Below are 16,504 nucleotides of genomic sequence, written 5' to 3'. Positions count from 1 at the left end.
GCCCTCGGAAGCGACATCCGCCCAGGTCGGACGGGGTGTGGCGGTTCGCGCGGAAGGCCGTGCGGCAGGTCGTCCGTCAGGTCGTGTAGTCCGCGTTGACGCGGATGTAGCCCTCGGTCAGGTCGCAGCCGTAGACCGTAGCGGCGGCGTCGCCGAGGCCGAGCCCGATCGAGATGTCGACCTCGTCGCGCCGCATGGTCTCGGCCAGCTTTTCGAGGGTGTCGGCCGCCGGCTCCTCCGGGTACACCTCGGTCTCGCCGAACCGTACGGTCACCTTCCCCGGCTCGATGTCCGTGTCCTCGGTGTTCTTGCCGATGGCCATGACGACCCGGCCCCAGTTCGGGTCGGCGCCGTGCACGGCCGTCTTGACCAGCGGAGAGTTCACCACGCTCTTGGCCACCCGCTTGGCCTGCGCGTAGTCGGCGGCCTGCGCCACCGTGACGCGCAGCAGCTTGCTCGCCCCCTCCCCGTCGCTCGCCAGCTGCTGCGTGAGGTCCAGGCACACCTCGGCGAGCGCCGCCGCGAACTCGTCCGGGTCGACCGGCCCCGCCGCCCCGTTGGCGAGCGCGGCCACGGTGTCGGAGGTGGAGGTGTCGGTGTCCACGCTCAGACAGTTGAAGGTCTTCTCCACGGCGCCGCGCAGCGCGGTGTCCAGCGCGGCGGGGGAGAGCTCCGCGTCGGTGAACACGTACGCCAGCATCGTGGCCATATTCGGCTCCAGCATGCCGACGCCCTTGGCGACGCCGACGATACGGGCCCGGCCCACGCTCCGGGTGCTGGTCTTCGGGCGGGTGTCCGTGGTCATCATCGCGCGCGCCACATCGAGGGGGCCCGCCTCGAAGGCCGCCGTGCCGCGCTCCGCCGTCGCATCCAGATGCGCGCGGATGGTGTCCATCGGGAGCGGCCGTCCGATCACCCCGGTGGACCCGATGAGCACGGCGTCGGCCGGGACGCCCAGTATCGCGGCGACCCGGCCGACGACCTCGGCCGCGTTCTCCTCGCCCTGCTTGCCGGTGGCAACGTTGGCGTTCTGCGCCAGGGTGGTGACGGCGCGCAGGCGCCCGCCGGCGGCGTGCGCCCGGCTGAGTACCACCGCGGGGCCCGCGAAGCGGCTGCGGGTGAACATCGCGGCGCTGACCGACGGCCGGTCCGACGCCACGATCGAGATGTCGTCCCCGTGCGCCCGCAGGCCCCCGTTCCCGGTGTACGCCCGGAACCCGACGGGCCAGTTCAGCTCGCCCGCACCCGTGCCCGCAGCCACGACTGAGTATGCATCAGTATGTGTCATGCGGAATATAGTTACGGGCGAGCTCCAAAGTGTCCAGCTATTTTATTGAGCGACTCCGCATGGATATGCGCAACGCGTCCGGCAAGCGTTACTGGCCCAGCACCCGCCCCAGCGCCTCGATCGCCGAAGACAGTTCGTCCTCCGTGATGGTCAGCGGCGGGGCCAGCCGGACGGTGGAGCCGTGGGTGTCCTTGACCAGGACGCCCTCCCGCATGAGGCGCTCGCTGATCTCGCGGCCGGTGCCGAGCGCGGGATCGACGTCCACGCCCGCCCAGAGGCCGCGGGCCCGGAAGCCGGTGACGCCCTTGCCGACCAGACCGTCGAGCCCGGTGCGCAGCACCTCGCCCAGCTCGGCGGCGCGGCGCTGGTAGTCGCCGGTAGCCAGCAGGCCGATCACGGCGGAACCGACCGCGGCGGCCAGCGGGTTGCCCCCGAAGGTGGAGCCGTGCTCACCCGGGTGCAGCACCTCCAGCACGTCCCGGCGGGCCACGACGGCGGAGACCGGGACGATGCCGCCGCCGAGCGCCTTGCCGAGGAGCAGCACGTCCGGGACGACGGACTCGTGCTCGACGGCCAGCGTGCGGCCTGTGCGCCCGAGCCCGGACTGGATCTCGTCGGCGATGAACAGGCAGCCGGCCCGCCGGGTCAGCTCGCGGACGCCGGCGAGGTAGCCGTCGTCCGGGATGAGGACGCCGGCCTCGCCCTGGATCGGCTCGATGAGCACGGCCGCCGTGGTCTCGTCGATCGCCGCTTCGAGGGCGGCGAGGTCGTTGTACGGGACGACGCGGAAGCCCGGCGTGTAGGGACCGTAACCGGCGCGCGCCACGGGGTCGGTGGAGAAGCTGACGAGCGTGGTCGTGCGGCCGTGGAAGTTGTCGGCGGCGACGACGATCGTGGCCTGGTCCGGGGCCACGCCCTTGACGTCGTACGCCCACTTGCGGGCGACCTTGATACCGCTCTCGACGGCCTCGGCGCCCGTGTTCATCGGCAGGACCATGTCCATGCCCGTGAGCGCGGCCAGGCCCTCGGCGAAGCCGGCGAGCCGGTCGTTGTGGAAGGCGCGCGAGGTGAGCGTGACCTGGTCGAGCTGGCGGTGCGCGGCCTCGACGAGCACCGGGTGGCGGTGGCCGAAGTTCAGGGCCGAGTAGCCGGCCAGCATGTCGAGGTACCGGCGGCCCTCGACGTCCTCGACCCATACGCCCTCGGCGCGCGCCACGACCACCGGGAGCGGGTGGTAGTTGTGCGCGAGGACGGGCTCTTCCGCGCGGATCAGCTCCGCCGAGGAGCGGGCGTCCGGTGCGGGGGGCTGCGTCGCGGGGCCGGCCGCGGCGGCGGAGAAGCGGGTGGGCGCGGTCATGAGCGGACCTCCTGGGTGCAGCACTTGATGCCGCCGCCGGCCTTGTGGAACTCCGACAGGTCGACGGGGACAGGAACGTAGCCGTGACGGGCGAGTTGTTCAACGATCCCCTCAGCCTGCGGGGCAACGAAGACATGACACCCGTCGGAGACGGAATTGAGGCCAAACGCCAGCGCGTCGTCCCGGGTGGCGAGCACCGCGTCCGGGAACAGCCGCCGCAGCACCTCACGGCTGCCGGGCGAGAACGCCTCCGGGTAGTACGCGATGTTGGTGTCGTCGAGGGGGAAGAGTGCGGTGTCGAGGTGGTAGAAGTACGGGTCCACGAGCTGCAGGCCGATCGTCGGGACGCCGAGGAACTCCTGCACCTCGCGGTGCGCCTCCCGCGTCGTGCGGAAGCCCGTACCGGCCAGGACGTAGCCGCCGACCGGCACGAGGTCGCCCTCGCCCTCGCACACCGCCTCCGGCGTGTGCACCTCGAACCCGGCCGCCCGGAACCACTTCTCGTACTCCACGGACTCCGGGCGGCGCTGCGGCGCATGGAAGCGCGCACCGAACACGCGTCCGCCCAGGACGAGCGCCGAGTTCGCCGCGAACACCATGTCCGGCAGCCCGGCCACCGGCGGCACGGTCTCCACCGTGTGGCCGTGATCGCGGTACGCCTGGACCAGCGCCGCCCACTGCCGCTGGGCCAGGGCGGTGTCGACCGGTGCGCCGTCGTGCATCCAGGGGTTGATGGCGTACTGCACGTCGAAGTACCGGGGCTCGCAGAGCAGGAAGCGGCGCGGGCGCGGCACTCGGGGCGGGCGCACGATCGTGCGCATCGCCGTCTCGGGCACGGGCTCGCCTACGGATACGGGCGCGGGTACGGACACGGGTTCGGGCACGGCGGGGTCCTCCGGTTCCGTGGACGGGCAGGGGGCGTCGCCCGAGTGACGCGGGGTCACTGCGGTGTGACGCAGGGATGCCCATAACGGTAGGAAGCCGCGGCTGTGCCGGACAAGGCCGGAACGCTGCGCACCGGTGCAGCGAACGTGCGTAAAGGGGCCGGTCCGCGCAGGGTTGCTGCGTGGCCGGATCAGGTGGTGCCGGTGTTCCCCGCGGGGCGGGCGGAGTCCGCGGGGGAGTCGGGGCCGTAGCCCTGTACCGCGGATGAGCCGGCGCCGGCCTCCGGGCTGTCCGGGATGAGGTGCGAGAGGACCATGTAGCTGATCGTCTTGCGGATGAAGGACTCGGTGCGGATACGTTCCAGCACCTCTTCGAAGTGCTCCACATCCGTCGCGCGGACGTGCAGCAGCGCGTCGGCGCCGCCGGAGACCGTCATCGCGGCGGTGATCTCCGGATACCGGCGGACGACCTCGGCGATGCGGCGGGGCGGGGCCGCGCCGTCGCAGTACACCTCGATGTACGCCTCGGTGCGCCAGCCGAGCGCGGACGGCCGGACCGTGGCGGTGAAGCCGGTGATCACGCCGGTCTCGCGCATCCGGTCCACCCGGCGCTTGACCGCGGTGGCCGACAGGCCGATGGCCGAGCCGATCTCGGCGAAGCTGCTCCTGGCGTTCGCGGTCAGCGCCGCGATGATCTTGCGGTCCAACTCGTCGAGCGGGCCGGGTGCGTGGGGCATGGCGGGTGGTTCCTCCGTCGCTGGGCGGGCCGTTCGGCCGCTGACGTCGCTGGGCCGGCCGTGTGGCCGCTGAGGGTCCCTGCGGGGCGCACGGACCACGCGGATCGTATGCGCCGCACGGAGCCCGCGCGCCCACTCCGGTGCGCAGTCTGCACGTCTCGCACCGTTCCGCGCCTCGTCACCTCACGTTTCCCGCATCCCGTACTACATCCTGTAGGGTTTCGACCGTGACCCTACAGGTTGTCGGATCAGCTGCCGGAGGAGCGCGTCATGCCCGACCCGTCCGACCACATCGCCCCCGCGCACGCCGAAGTGGCCGAGATCTGGCCCCGTGACGGCCGGATCCGGGTCCTCGGGCACGTCGTCGGCGTGGCTTCGGGGGCGGGCACGCTGGTCGCCCGGGTGCGCGACGCGGCCGGTACGGAACTGCGGCTGGCGGCGGAGGGCCGGGGCAACCGCTTCGAGGCGTCCGTCCCGCTGGACGCGCTCGCCTCCGCCACCCCCGAAGGCGGCGACCGGGTCTGGGACCTGTACCTGGTGCCGGACGGCTCTGACGACGCGCTCCGGCTGGGACGGCACCTGGACGACGTGCCCGGCAAGAAGAAGATCTTCACGTACCCGGCTCAGCACGCCGGCGGCCTGTGGATCGAGCCGTACTACACCGTCCAGGACAACCTCTCGATCACCTGCCGACGGGAGGAATCCCCGTGAAGATCCGCTTCCTGCTGCTCAACGCCTATGCCGTCGGCGGCACCGTCCGCACGGTCGTCAACCAGGCGAACGCCCTCGCCGGGGCCGGGCACGACGTCGAGGTCGTGAGCGTCCACCGGCACCGCGCCGAGCCCCGCTTCGCGCTGCATCCGAACGTGCGGCTGCGGGCCCTGGTCGACGACACGCGTCCGCCGTCCCGCTGGGCGCGCCCGCTGACGTACCGGCGAGCGCACCGTCCCAGCCGGCTCGTCCCCGAGGCCGAGGTCCGCTTCGACCGGTTCAGCCGCCTCACCGACCGGCGCGTCGTGAGCTACCTGCGCTCGCTGCACGACGGCGTGCTGATCACCACCCGGCCCGCGCTGAACCTCCTCTCCGCCCGCTTCACGCCCGCTTCCGTCGTCCGGGTCGGCCAGGAACACCTGCACTACTCCCACCACAAGGCGGACCTCGCCCGGGAGATCGGGCGCTGGTACCGGCGGCTGGACGCGGTGACCGTACTGACCGCGGCCGACGAGGACGCCTACCTGCGGCGGCTCGGTGACAGCGGCGTCCGCGTCGAGTGCGTCCCCAACCCGCTCTCCGAGGCCGCCCCGGAGCGTGCGGCGCTCGACCGGCCGCTCGTCGTCTCCGCCGGCCGGCTCGTCAAGGGAAAGGGCTTCGCGACCCTCATCAAGGCGTTCGAACCCGTCGCCCGCGCGCACCCCGAATGGCAGCTGCGCATCTACGGAGCGGGACCCGAACGCGACCGCCTCCGGGCGCTGATCCACGACCGGCACCTCTACAACCACGTGTACCTGATGGGCGCCACGCAGGAGTTCGACCGGGAACTGGCCAAGGCGTCCGTCTTCGCCCTCGCCTCCCGGCGCGAGGGGTTCGGCATGGTGCTGGCCGAGGCGATGAGCCACGGCGTCCCGCCGGTCAGCTTCGACTGCCCGCACGGCCCCCGCGAGATCATCACCGACGGCCAGGACGGCCTGCTCGTACCGCTGGGGGACACCCCGGGGCTGACCGCGGCGCTCACCCGCCTCGTCGAGGACGACGCGCTGCGCAAGAAGCTCGGCGGGCACGCCGTCGAGTCCGCCCGCCGCTACACCCCGGACCGTGTCCGGGCCCGCTGGGAGGCGCTCCTCACGGTCCTCCTCGCGCAGAAGGCACGGCGGGACGCGTGAGGCCGGGCGGACCGGTCGATGCCCGTGCGCCCTACGAGCTGTAGGGTATTGCCATGGTAGGCAGAAACCCTCGTGGCAGAGGGGAACGACGCAGCGCCGGCACGCTGGAGAGCGAGGTCCTGGCCGCCCTGTGGGCGACCGACGCGCCGCTGACCCCGGCCGAGGTGCACGCCGAGATCGGCGGCGATCTCGCGTACAACACCATCCACACGATCCTGAAGCGGCTGCACGACAAGGCGCTGGTCGTACGGGACGCGGAGGGCCGGCGGGGTGCTTACCGGCCGGCCAAGAACGCCGCCGAGCTGACCGCCGAGGTCATGCACCAGGCCCTGGACAAGGGCCCCGACCCGATCGCGGCCCTGCAGCAGTTCGTCACGGGGCTCAGCAGCGAGGAAGAGGCCGCGCTGCGGCAGTTCCTGGCGGAGGACCGCGGCCGGTGAGGATCGACGTCTACGTCCCCCTCGTGCTGTCGCTCCTCCTGGCGACGGCCGGGCCGGCCCTCGCGCGCCGCCTCGTGCCCGCCACCGCGGCGCGCGTCCTCACGTGCGCCGCCGCGGTCACCGCCGCCGCCTCCACCTGGGCGCTGCTGCTGCTCGCCGCCACCCTCGTCGGTGACCCGCCGCCGGGCGGGGCCGCACCGCGCCCGCACGGCCTGCACATCGCCGACCCGGTGCCCGAGACCATCGCGCTCGCCGCGCTCGCCGGGCTGGCCGCCGGCCTGGTCCGGCTGTACCGCACCCTCCGTGCGCACCGCAGGACCCGGGAGGCGCTGCGCCGGATCGATGCGGCCCACGGCGCGGACACCGAGCTCATCGTCGCCGCCTCGCCGGACCCGCAGGCGTTCGCCGTCCCGGGGCGCCCGGGGCGGATCTTCGTCACGTCGGGGATGCTGGCGGGGCTCGACGCGGACGAACGTCAGGTCCTCCTCGCGCACGAACGTGGCCACCTGCGGCACCGGCACGCCCGCCTCCGCCTGCTCGTCGACCTCGCCGCCGCGCTGAACCCGCTGCTCGCCCCGGTACGCGACGCCGTCGCCTTCCTCCTGGAGCGCTGGGCCGACGAACACGCCGCCGAGCGCACCGGCGACCGCCGCGACGTGGCACGCGCGCTCGCCCGCGCCGCGCTCCTCGCGCACCGGGGCGGCGGTACGGGCTGCGCGCTGCGCTTCTCCGGCCTCGCCATCAGTGACCGCATCGCCGCGCTCCAGGCCGCCCCGCCGAGTACCACCCGCGTCCTCGCCGTGGCCTTCGCGGGCCTCGCGGCCCTCCCGGCGCTGGGCGCGCTGGGGGCCGCCGACGCGACCGACGACTTCCTGACGCTGCTGCCGCAGCTGCTGACCTGACTCCGCTGCCACGAACCCGGAGCTCACTGGACAAGGCGCTCACCGGATCAGGCGCGCCGGCCGGGTGATCATGTACAGCAGGTACTCCAGCGGACCGCGCCGGAAGAACCGCTTCCATACGAAGGCCAGCGCCAGCACGCCCACGATGAATCCGGCCAGCACCAACGGCTCGCTGGAGTCGGGCATGTCGTCCGTGCCCAGCGCCCAGATGGCCACGATGTGCAGCGCATAGGCGGACAGGGACATCGCGCCGACCGCGGTGACCGGTGCGACCACCCGCCGGAAGCGCGGCAGCCGGTCCAGCGCGATCGTGCACCCGGCCACGACGAGGAGGGCGACGCCGGTGTTGCCCAGGATCGACGGGGTCGTCTGGCTGTGCGGCGCGGCCACCAGCAGCCACTCATGGAAGAGGTGGGTGGGGTCGCCGACGGTGTCGGACCACCAGGCCGACCCCGGCGCGTCGCCGTCCGAGCCCGCGGCGACGGCGGCGTACGCGTTCGGGACCAGGTGCAGGGCCAGCCAGGAGCCGCCGTAACCGAGCACCGCCAGCGCGGCACCGGTCAGGGCGAGCCGGGCGCGGACCACCTGCCGGGTGAGGTCGAGCCGCGCCACCGCCATCCCCGCGATCAGGAACGGGATCCAGGTGAGCACCGGATAGGCGCCGGTGAACAGCAGGTCCATGACGCCGTCCGTGTCACCGAGCCCGGACAGCGGGTCGTGGGCGATCACCGTGTCGCCCCAACTGCCTTGATCGAGCGAGACCTTGACCAGAAAGAGGTCCTGGGGGAGTACCAGCGCGGTCGCCGCGGCGATGAAGGCGAGCGCCCCGGCCTTCAGGCGGTACAGCGGGAGGGCCACGACGAAGGCCAGCGCGTAGTAGGCGAGGATCACATCGATCGAGGTGTCCAGCGCGGTCAGCGCCGTCCCCAGTGCCAGCAGGATGACGGCGCGGATCAGTACCCGCACGACCGCCTGCCGGCCCGCGCGCCCCGTACGGGGTTCGGGGCGGCCGGTGATGAGCACGATCGAGAAGCCGGCGAGCAGTGCGAAGAGAGCGGAAGAGCGGCCGCGCGCCAGCTCCATGAGAAAGCCCACGGGGCCGCCGTCCGACGGATCGGGGCCCACATGGGCGGCGAACATGCCCAGTACCGCGAGGCCACGGGCGAGGTCGACGCCGATCAGCCGGGTGGTACCGGCACGTGTGGTCGATGGTGACGGTTGGTCGGATGCGAGGGCCGGCCGGTCGCCCGCTGACACTGTTCGTGCCGGGGTCCGGGCGCGCGTCGGCAGGGGCACACCGCGTGCCCTGGGTAAGTTCTGCGACATACGCCCAAGATGCCGGTCTCCTCCGTAACGGGACACGGTTCACGGGGATTTGGTGACGCATCCGTCACTGCGGCGGTATCGTGCTGCGCCCTCCGGTGCCCGAGTGCACTCCTGATTTCGCAGGACGCTCCATGAGCACGCCCGGCGCACGCGCGCCGCCCGTCACCGGTACCTCTCTCCGCGCGCGCACCGCCGGATGACCCGCCCGGATGACCCGGAACGTGGCCGGATAGGCTGTTTCAACAGTTGTTGATTTTCCCGAGTCCCAGCTGCGCGTGTCCCTGTGCCGGCCGCGCGGCACCCGAGGGAGCGAAGCGCCATGCGCATCCTGTTCACCGCCCAGGCGAGTTACTCGCACCTCGCGCCGCTGGTGCTGCCGGCGGCCGAGAGCGCCCGGCAGGCGGGCCACGAGGTGGCCGTCGCCACCGGCAACGCCGTCGCGGAGCACATCGAGAAGCGCGGACTGACCGCGCTGCGGCTCCCGAACGTCGAGGCGATGACGGACGTACTGCAGCGGGGCGACGTCCGCCCGCCCGCGGCCATGCGCCAATTCGGCTCCGTCACCATCGAGTTGGACCCGGAGTTCTTCGCCACCGCCTTCGTCGGGCAGCTGGCAGGACCCTCGGCGCGCGACCTCGTCGAGGCGGCCCGGGACTGGCGCCCCGACCTGATCCTGCACGAGTCCACCGAGTTCGGCGGCTACCTGGCCGGCGAGCGCCTCGGCATCCCGCACGGCGCGCTGGACATCGCTCCGATGGCACCGTACGACCACCCGGCCGTCACCGAAGCGCTCAACAAGCAGCGCGCGGACCTGGGCCTCGGCCCGGTCACCGACCCTTGGCACGTCTTCCGCGCCTTCCGCGCCGGCGTCGTACCGGAGGAGTTCTACCCCGAGGCGAGCCGCCTGCCCAGCGCCCACTACTACCGCCTGCCGGCTCCCATGGGCGAACCGCCGCTCGACCCGGAGATCGCCCGGCTCCCCGCCGGCCGCCCGCTCGTCCTCGCCACACTGGGCTCGAACGCCACCCATTTCCCCGGCGGCGGAGTACTGCCCCTCCTCGACACCATCATCGAGACGCTCGGGGACCTGCCGGTCACCGGCGTCGTCGCGCTCGGCTCGGGCACCGACCCCCGGGAGTGGCAGGGCGCCCGCGCCGACAACGTCCACCTCACCTCGTTCGTCCAGCAGGAGCTGCTCCTGCAGTCCAGCGACGCGTTCCTCACGCACGCCGGCTTCAACGGGACCCGGGAAGCGCTCGCGGCCGGCGTCCCCGTGGTCGCCGTACCGCTCTTCGCCGAGCAGTCGTACAACGCCGCCCGGCTGCAGGAGATCGGCGTCGGCCGCCGGATCGACGTCCAGGACGTCACCCGCGAGTCGCTGACCGCCGCCGTACGCGCCGTGCTGGAGGACCGCACCCACCGCTCCCGCGCCCAGTCCCTCCAGCGCCGCTCGCACGCGCTCCCGGGCCTGTCCCGCCTCGCGGCGGACGCGGCGGCGGCGACGGGCGCGGCGGCCGCGGCGGGCTGAGGCGGCCGCGCGGGCCGGGGGCGGCTGATCGCTCGATGCCGGGCCCGGCCCGTACCGTGGGGACATGATCGTTCGTCCTGGTACGGGCCGGCGCCCGTGGTATCCGGCAGCGGCGGCGGTGTTCGCCGTGGGCATGGCGGGCACCACCCTCCCCACCCCGCTGTACGGCCTCTACCGTGAAGAGCTGGGCTTCTCCGAACTGATGGTGACGGTGGTCTTCGCCGTCTACGCGCTCGGCGTCATCGCCGTACTGCTGCTCGCGGGCAACTACTCCGACCGCGTCGGGCGCCGCCCCGTGCTCCTCGTGGCGCTGGCCTTCTCGGCACTCAGCGCCGTCTGCTTCCTGTCGGACTTCCTGTCCGGTTTCCCGTCCGGAGCCGGCCTGCCGTTGCTCTTCGCCGGCCGGCTGCTCTCCGGCTTCTCGGCCGGGCTCTTCAGCGGCGCGGCCACGGCGGCGGTACTGGAACTGGCGCCGCCCGAACGGAAGTCGCGCGCCGGTTATGCCGCGGCCGCCGCCAACATGGGCGGCCTCGGCTGCGGCCCGCTGCTCGCCGGGCTCCTGGCCCAGTACGCCCCGTGGCCGCTCGCCCTGCCCTACCTGACACATCTCGCGCTCATCGCCGTGGCGTGCGTACTGGTCCTCCTCCTGCCCGAGACCGTCGACCACCCCGAGCGGTGGCCGGGCCTCCGCCCGCAAGGCGTGGTGGTACCTCCCGAAGTACGCGGTGTGTTCGCGCCCTCGGCCCTCGCCGCCTTCGCCGGCTTCTCGCTCCTCGGCCTGTTCACCGCGGTGGCGCCCGCCTTCGTCTCCCAGACCCTCGGCGTGGCCAACCTGGCCGTCTCGGGCGCCGTCGTCTTCTCGGTCTTCCTCGGCTCGACGGCCGGCCAGTCGCTGACCGAAAAACTGGGCGCGCGCCGGGCACTCCCGGCCGGCTGCCTCGTCCTCGTGGCGGGCCTCGCCCTCGTCGCGGCGTCCCTCGCCGCCGAGTCCCTGCCGGCCCTGGTCGTCGGCGCCCTGTGCGGGGGCCTCGGCCAGGGCCTCGCCTTCCGCGCGGCCCTGACGTCCGTCGCGGCCGCGGCGCCCGCCGAACACCGCGGCGGCACGATCTCCACCTTCTTCGTCGTCGCCTACACCGGGATCTCCCTCCCGGTCGTCGGCGTCGGCGCCCTCACCGTCGCCCTCGGGCTCCGCACCGCGGGCCTGACCTTCACCACCTGCGTCGCCGTCCTCGCCGCCGGCACGGCCACCCACCTGCTGCGCGTCTCCCGACGCGACTGACCGGCAGCGGCTCCCACACGCAACGCCTCCCGCGCGCTGGGCCTCCCACGCGCGGGCCAACCTGCTGGGCCGAGTGCAGCAAAGCAGGTGTGCCGGGCCGGGCCCGCGGAGATCTCCACGCAGCGGAGCGTCAGCAACCCGCGCAGGGAAGGGCTCGGTACGGGAAGGGTGCGGCATGTCCGGAACACAGCAAGAGGACGCGGCACCGGCCGACAGCGAACCGCGCCCGCGGTGGACGCACACGGCGAAGGTGATCGTCAGCAGCCTGTGGTTCCCGGCGCTCTTCTTCTTCGGCTTCCTCTTCTGCTACCTGCTCGCCTTCCACAATCCCACCCCGCACGACATCCGGGTGGCCGTGCCCGCCCGGGCGGCGACCCAGGTACAGCAGACGCTCGACAAGGCCGTCCCGGGCGGCTTCGAGGTGAAGCCCGTATCCGGCGGTGACGCCGCCCTCCGGAGCGCGGTACGCGAACGCCGTGCCGCCGGTGCCTACCTCCCGGACCCGGCCCACCCCGCCCTGTACACCGCGAAGGCCGGCGGCTTCGAGATCGAGGCCGTGCTCCAGCAGGTGTTCACGCCGATCGCCGAGCGGGGCGGCGCCCGCCTCAAGCAGGTCGAACTCGCGCCCACCGCGCCCAAGGACGGGATGGGCACCAGCCTCTTCTACCTCTGCCTGGGGCTCACCATCCCCTCGTACATCATGGTGATGATGATGCTGCGGGCCACCGGCCTCAGCCGCTGGAAGAAGGTCGTCACCTTCGTCGTCTCCGGGGCCGTGATGGCCGTGGCCGCCTTCTACATCTCGCTCGCGATGGACTGCATCGTGGACCGGCCGATCTGCCTGCTCTACATGTTCATGCTGAGCCTGGCGGTCTCGCTGACCTGCTACGGGCTGGTGCCGTTCGTGCGGCAGTTCTTCCCCGGCGTGGCCATCGTCGTCTTCGTGCTGCTGTCCATGCCCGCCAGCGACGGGGCGATCCCGGTCGCGATGGTGCCGGCCTTCTTCCGCTGGCTGCATCCGTACATGCCGCTGGGCAATCTGGTCGACGCGCTGCGCAACGAGATGTACTTCGGCGGCGCGCAGCTCTTCCGCCCGCTGCTGGCGCTGAGCATCTGGATCGCCGTCGGTATCGTGCTCATCTGCATCGGGTACTTCTGGGAACGGCACCGGGTGAACGTGGCGCGCTCCGGCGGTGACGACGAACTGACCGCCTCCGACCTGGAGGAGTCGGTCGAGGACCCGACATTCGAGATGCCGCACCCGATGCCGGTGCGCGCCGCCACCCACTACATCGGGGCCTCCGAGGCGTTGCTGGCGGGCCGCATCCGGGACACCCAGTCGCAACCGCTGCACGGTGTACTGATCACCGTGACCACCACCGACGGACGGCAGCTGACGCGTACGCGGACCGACGACCACGGCGAGTACCGGCTGACCGGGCTTCCGGAGGGCTTCATCAACGTCATCGCCGGCGGGCCGCGCCGCATCCCGTCCATCAAGCGGGTCTATATCAAGTACGGGAGCGTCGCCCATCAGGACTTCGTGCTGCGACCGCGGCCGCAGGACCCGCCGCCCGGGGGCGCGGGAGCATCGGCGCCGGCAACGTAACGGCCTCGGCACCGGAAACGTAAGGAAAAGGTGAAGACTTCCCGTCGTACGATGTCCTTCGGAATACCCGCCCGTGCGGGCAAGTTCGTACTCGGCGAGCCCGCCACTCTTCCCGCTTCCGGAGGTCCCAGGTAATGCCCCAGACGATGGCCCAACGACGCACGGGCGGGATCGTCCTCGTCCTCGCCTTCGCCGGCATCACGGTCGCGGTGATGCAGACGCTGCTCGTACCGGTCATCAAGGACCTGCCCACCCTGCTGAACACCGCGCCGACGAACGCCACGTGGGTCATGACCGCGACCCTGCTCGCCGGCGCCGTCGCCACCCCGATCATGGGCCGGCTCGGCGACCTGTACGGCAAGCGCCGCATGCTGGTCACCAGCCTCGCGGTCATGGTCGCAGGATCGCTGATCTGCGGATTCACCAGTGAACTCCTCGTGATGATCGTCGGCCGTGCGCTCCAGGGCTTCGCCATGGGCGCCATCCCGCTCGGCATCGGCCTGATGCGCGACGAGCTGCCCCGCGAGAAGCTCGGCTCGGCGCTGGCCCTGATGAGCTCCTCCATAGGCGTCGGCGGCGGACTCGCGCTGCCGCTCGCCGCCCTGGTCGCCCAGCACGCGGACTGGCACGCACTCTTCTTCGGCGCCGCCGGTCTGGGCGTCCTCGCGATCCTGCTCACCCTGGCGGTCGTGCCGGAGAGCGGCGTCCGCGCCGAGGGCCGCTTCGACCTGGCCGGCGCGCTCGGTCTCTCCCTCGGCCTCGTGCTGTTCCTGCTGCCGATCACCAAGGGCAGTGACTGGGGCTGGAGTTCGGGCACCACGCTCGGCCTCTTCGCCGCCGCGCTGGTCGTGCTCGTCCTGTGGGGCCTGATGGAACTGCGCGCGAAGGCACCGCTGGTCGACCTGCGCACCACCGCGCGCCGCGAGGTGCTGCTCACCAACCTCGCCTCGATCACGGTCGGCGTCGCGTTCTACGCGATCTCGCTCGTCCTGCCGCAGCTGCTCCAGCTGCCGACCGCCACTGGCTACGGCCTCGGCCAGTCCATGGTCGTCGCGGGCCTGTGCGTGGCACCGCTGGGCCTGACGATGATGTTCACCGCCCCCGTCTACGCCCGCCTCTCGGCGCGGTACGGCCCGAAGCTCACCCTCATGCTCGGCATGCTGATCATCGCGGTCGGTTACGGCGCGGGGCTCGGCCTGATGAGCGCCGCCTGGCAGACCATCGTCATCTCGGTGGTCGTCGGCGCCGGTATCGGCCTCGCCTACTCCTCCCTCCCCGCGCTGATCAACGGCGCTGTCGACCCGTCCGAGACGGGCGCGGCCAATGGGCTCAACACCCTGATGCGTTCGATCGGTACATCCGTGTCGAGCGCCGTCATCGGCATGGTCCTCGCCAACACCGCCCACCACGTGGGGCCGGCGGCCGTACCCACCATGCAGGGCTTCCGCATCTCGTTCCTCATCGCCACCGCGGCGGTCGCCCTCGGCCTGCTGTTCGCGGTCTTCCTGCCGCGCAGCCGGACGATGTCCGCGCCGCAGCTGCTGGCCAGCAGTGAGGAGGCAGCCGAGCCGGCGCGGGACACCCGGGCGGTACCGGCGGTCCCGGGGCCCCGCGCCGGATTCCGCGGGCGCGTCCTGGACCCGGCCGGGGTACCCGTCGCCCGCGCCCGGGTGGCGTTGATCGACCCGCGCGGGCGCCGGGCCGGCACCGCGCTCACCGACCACGACGGCCGGTACTCGATCGCCGTCCCGCACAGCGGCGCGTACGTACTGGCCGCCATGGTCGCCGGTCACTCCCCGCGCGCGTCGTCGGCGGTCCACTCCGGCGAGGACCGGCCGGTCGAGGTCGACCTCGTCCTCACGACGGCGGCGGCGGAGCGCAGCACCGCGGTACAGAGCTGAGCGCTCGCCGGCTTTGGTTCGGTGGTCAGCCGAGGACGAGCGGGAGCTTCGCGGCCAGTTCGCCCAGCTCGGCGCGCTCCGCTTCGGTCGGGGCGCGCCGTCCGGTACCGACCAGCAGCGCGTCCTCGTCGGAGAACGACGCGGGGAACGCGGCCCCGGCGATCCGCTCCAGCATCTCGCGGGACCGGGCGAGCCCTTCGGCGGCCGGTCCCGGCGTGTCCGGGAGGTGCGCGACCAGGTCGAGGTGGTGCAGCGTCCACTCCAGTACGTACGCGGTGAGGTAGTCGCCCGCGGTGAGGACCATGTCCTGGGTGCTGACCCGGAGGTCCGGGTCGGCGAGTTCAGCGGCGCGGCCGGCCGCGGAGCCGACGTCGTCGAGGTGGAACTTGAGCAGCGCGGGATCGCCGTACGCGGCGGCCAGCCGGACGGTCAGCGCGTCGAGGGGGTCGTCGCCGGCCGGCGACGTTTGCGCGACGTTCCAGTAGGTCACCGCGTCGTGGGTCGGCTCCGTATCGGCCGGGGTCACAAGCGTGATCAGGACGTCCTGGGCGTCGATGACCAAGTGGCACGCCAGGTCCCGGACGAGCCAGCCGGTGCAGCCGGACGGCCGCGCGAAGTCCTCGTCCGAGAGCCCGGCGACCGCCGTGCGCAACGCCGTCCACGAGCGTGCGAAGAGATTCATCCCGGTCATCCCTGCGTCGCGTTCCGGTGGGCGGCGGCCGCGTCGCGTCCGGTCGCCAGGTGCCGCGTCACCAGCTTCTCGACCTGTGCGACATCGCGGTCCGCGAGGGCCTCGTAGAGCTCTTCGTGCTCCTTCGCCATGGCCATGAGGTCGTCGTGCTGTCCCAGCAGCCAGCGCATCCTGCTGCGCAATGTGCGCTCCAGCTCGTTCAGCAGCTCGTTGTCGGCCAGCGACGTCACCGTCTCGTGGAAATCGGCCGCCGCCCGCCGGGCCCGTACCGCGTCGCCCTCGCGCGCCGCCGCCAGCTCGGCGTCGAGGTCCGCGCGGAGCTTCGCCAGCCCGGCGCGGGTACGCCGCTGGGCGGCGAGCCGGAACGCCAGCATCTCCAGCGCCGACCGCACCTCGTCGAGGTCGGCGATGTCCGTCGGCGTGAACTCCCGCACCACCGCCCATGTCCGCGGACGGGGCGTCACCAGCCCCTCGTTCACCAGTGCCTTCAGGGCGTCCCGGATCGGCAGCCGGCTCACCCCGAGCTCCGCCGCGAGTTCCCGTTCGACCAGCTTGCTGCCCGGCTCGCGGACCCCGTCGATGATCTCGTCGCGCAACTGCCGGGTGACCCGCTCCGACTCGGGCTCGAACCCTTCAGACCCTGTTGTCATGCCACCGATTCTCGCACCGGCCCGGCCCATGC

At 72.5% G+C, this 16,504-nt stretch carries 15 protein-coding genes; 8 read left to right on the top strand and 7 right to left on the bottom strand.

From position 1 onward, the window contains the following. Positions 1–76: 76 nt before the first annotated feature. From argJ to ACIGXO_RS02220, 4 genes are all read right to left on the bottom strand, one after another. Complete coding sequence (argJ, locus tag ACIGXO_RS02235; RefSeq protein ID WP_399779953.1) at positions 77–1,234, bottom strand: bifunctional glutamate N-acetyltransferase/amino-acid acetyltransferase ArgJ; 1,158 nt, start codon at positions 1,232–1,234, stop codon at positions 77–79. 142 nt (positions 1,235–1,376) lie between these two features. Beyond that, complete coding sequence (rocD, locus tag ACIGXO_RS02230) at positions 1,377–2,645, bottom strand: ornithine--oxo-acid transaminase (protein WP_399779127.1); 1,269 nt, start codon at positions 2,643–2,645, stop codon at positions 1,377–1,379. Next, positions 2,642–3,466: a dimethylargininase gene (ddaH, locus tag ACIGXO_RS02225; protein ID WP_399779950.1), complete on the bottom strand. Its 825-nt coding sequence runs from the start codon at positions 3,464–3,466 to the stop codon at positions 2,642–2,644. The genes rocD and ddaH overlap by 4 nt, the downstream gene beginning before the upstream one ends. Positions 3,467–3,720: 254 nt before the next feature. Further along, positions 3,721–4,266: an Lrp/AsnC family transcriptional regulator gene (locus tag ACIGXO_RS02220; protein WP_399779125.1), complete on the bottom strand. Its 546-nt coding sequence runs from the start codon at positions 4,264–4,266 to the stop codon at positions 3,721–3,723. A 270-nt stretch (positions 4,267–4,536) separates the two neighbouring features. Here ACIGXO_RS02220 and ACIGXO_RS02215 point away from each other — a divergent pair, with 270 nt between their 5' ends. The 4 genes from ACIGXO_RS02215 to ACIGXO_RS02200 are packed head-to-tail and all read left to right on the top strand — an operon-like array spanning position 4,537 to position 7,488. After that, entirely contained in the window at positions 4,537–4,977 is a 441-nt protein-coding gene (locus ACIGXO_RS02215) for a hypothetical protein (RefSeq protein ID WP_399779123.1), read from the top strand. After that, on the top strand, positions 4,974–6,146 hold the full coding sequence (locus ACIGXO_RS02210; protein ID WP_399779121.1) for a glycosyltransferase family 4 protein: 1,173 nt from the start codon (positions 4,974–4,976) through the stop codon (positions 6,144–6,146). Before ACIGXO_RS02215 ends, ACIGXO_RS02210 begins: the two co-directional genes overlap by 4 nt. Positions 6,147–6,199: 53 nt before the next feature. Beyond that, complete coding sequence (locus ACIGXO_RS02205; RefSeq protein WP_399779119.1) at positions 6,200–6,586, top strand: BlaI/MecI/CopY family transcriptional regulator; 387 nt, start codon at positions 6,200–6,202, stop codon at positions 6,584–6,586. Continuing rightward, positions 6,583–7,488, top strand: coding sequence for a M56 family metallopeptidase (locus ACIGXO_RS02200; RefSeq protein ID WP_399779117.1), 906 nt, complete (start codon positions 6,583–6,585; stop codon positions 7,486–7,488). Before ACIGXO_RS02205 ends, ACIGXO_RS02200 begins: the two co-directional genes overlap by 4 nt. A gap of 39 nt (positions 7,489–7,527) precedes the next feature. On the opposite strand, the gene ACIGXO_RS02195 is transcribed toward ACIGXO_RS02200, so the two are convergent. Further along, on the bottom strand, positions 7,528–8,814 hold the full coding sequence (locus tag ACIGXO_RS02195) for a DUF418 domain-containing protein (RefSeq protein ID WP_399779115.1): 1,287 nt from the start codon (positions 8,812–8,814) through the stop codon (positions 7,528–7,530). A gap of 319 nt (positions 8,815–9,133) precedes the next feature. Here ACIGXO_RS02195 and ACIGXO_RS02190 point away from each other — a divergent pair, with 319 nt between their 5' ends. The 4 genes from ACIGXO_RS02190 to ACIGXO_RS02175 all read left to right on the top strand — a co-directional run bounded on the left by ACIGXO_RS02190 (position 9,134) and on the right by ACIGXO_RS02175 (position 15,131). Continuing rightward, positions 9,134–10,342, top strand: a complete 1,209-nt coding sequence (locus ACIGXO_RS02190; protein ID WP_399779113.1) for a glycosyltransferase — start codon at positions 9,134–9,136, stop codon at positions 10,340–10,342. A gap of 64 nt (positions 10,343–10,406) precedes the next feature. After that, positions 10,407–11,621: an MFS transporter gene (locus tag ACIGXO_RS02185; RefSeq protein ID WP_399779111.1), complete on the top strand. Its 1,215-nt coding sequence runs from the start codon at positions 10,407–10,409 to the stop codon at positions 11,619–11,621. Positions 11,622–11,796: 175 nt separating this feature from the next. Next, complete coding sequence (locus tag ACIGXO_RS02180) at positions 11,797–13,230, top strand: carboxypeptidase regulatory-like domain-containing protein (RefSeq protein ID WP_399779109.1); 1,434 nt, start codon at positions 11,797–11,799, stop codon at positions 13,228–13,230. Positions 13,231–13,364: 134 nt separating this feature from the next. Further along, positions 13,365–15,131 carry an MFS transporter gene (locus ACIGXO_RS02175; protein ID WP_399779107.1) on the top strand — a complete coding sequence of 589 codons (1,767 nt, stop codon included), beginning with the start codon at positions 13,365–13,367 and terminating at the stop codon, positions 15,129–15,131. A 25-nt stretch (positions 15,132–15,156) separates the two neighbouring features. On the opposite strand, the gene ACIGXO_RS02170 is transcribed toward ACIGXO_RS02175, so the two are convergent. Then, complete coding sequence (locus tag ACIGXO_RS02170) at positions 15,157–15,813, bottom strand: maleylpyruvate isomerase N-terminal domain-containing protein (protein ID WP_399779105.1); 657 nt, start codon at positions 15,811–15,813, stop codon at positions 15,157–15,159. 5 nt (positions 15,814–15,818) lie between these two features. Continuing rightward, positions 15,819–16,472, bottom strand: a complete 654-nt coding sequence (locus ACIGXO_RS02165; RefSeq protein WP_399779103.1) for a GntR family transcriptional regulator — start codon at positions 16,470–16,472, stop codon at positions 15,819–15,821. Between the last annotated feature and the right edge of the window lie 32 nt (positions 16,473–16,504).

Source organism: Streptomyces sp. NPDC053542 (genome assembly GCF_044544685.1).
Classification (GTDB): domain Bacteria; phylum Actinomycetota; class Actinomycetes; order Streptomycetales; family Streptomycetaceae; genus Streptomyces.
Note: the sequence above shows the minus strand (reverse complement) of the source record. Positions and strands in the feature narration are given on the sequence as shown.

Coding starts and splice junctions, on each gene's coding strand:
- ACIGXO_RS02165 (WP_399779103.1), bottom strand. CDS start 16,472: ATGACAACAGGGTCTGAAGGGTTCGAGCCCGAGTCGGAGCGGGTCACC.
- ACIGXO_RS02175 (WP_399779107.1), top strand. CDS start 13,365: ATGCCCCAGACGATGGCCCAACGACGCACGGGCGGGATCGTCCTCGTC.
- ACIGXO_RS02185 (WP_399779111.1), top strand. CDS start 10,407: ATGATCGTTCGTCCTGGTACGGGCCGGCGCCCGTGGTATCCGGCAGCG.
- ACIGXO_RS02170 (WP_399779105.1), bottom strand. CDS start 15,813: ATGAATCTCTTCGCACGCTCGTGGACGGCGTTGCGCACGGCGGTCGCC.
- ACIGXO_RS02220 (WP_399779125.1), bottom strand. CDS start 4,266: ATGCCCCACGCACCCGGCCCGCTCGACGAGTTGGACCGCAAGATCATC.
- ACIGXO_RS02215 (WP_399779123.1), top strand. CDS start 4,537: ATGCCCGACCCGTCCGACCACATCGCCCCCGCGCACGCCGAAGTGGCC.
- ACIGXO_RS02190 (WP_399779113.1), top strand. CDS start 9,134: ATGCGCATCCTGTTCACCGCCCAGGCGAGTTACTCGCACCTCGCGCCG.
- ACIGXO_RS02195 (WP_399779115.1), bottom strand. CDS start 8,814: ATGTCGCAGAACTTACCCAGGGCACGCGGTGTGCCCCTGCCGACGCGC.
- ACIGXO_RS02205 (WP_399779119.1), top strand. CDS start 6,200: ATGGTAGGCAGAAACCCTCGTGGCAGAGGGGAACGACGCAGCGCCGGC.
- ddaH (WP_399779950.1), bottom strand. CDS start 3,466: ATGCGCACGATCGTGCGCCCGCCCCGAGTGCCGCGCCCGCGCCGCTTC.
- ACIGXO_RS02180 (WP_399779109.1), top strand. CDS start 11,797: ATGTCCGGAACACAGCAAGAGGACGCGGCACCGGCCGACAGCGAACCG.
- rocD (WP_399779127.1), bottom strand. CDS start 2,645: ATGACCGCGCCCACCCGCTTCTCCGCCGCCGCGGCCGGCCCCGCGACG.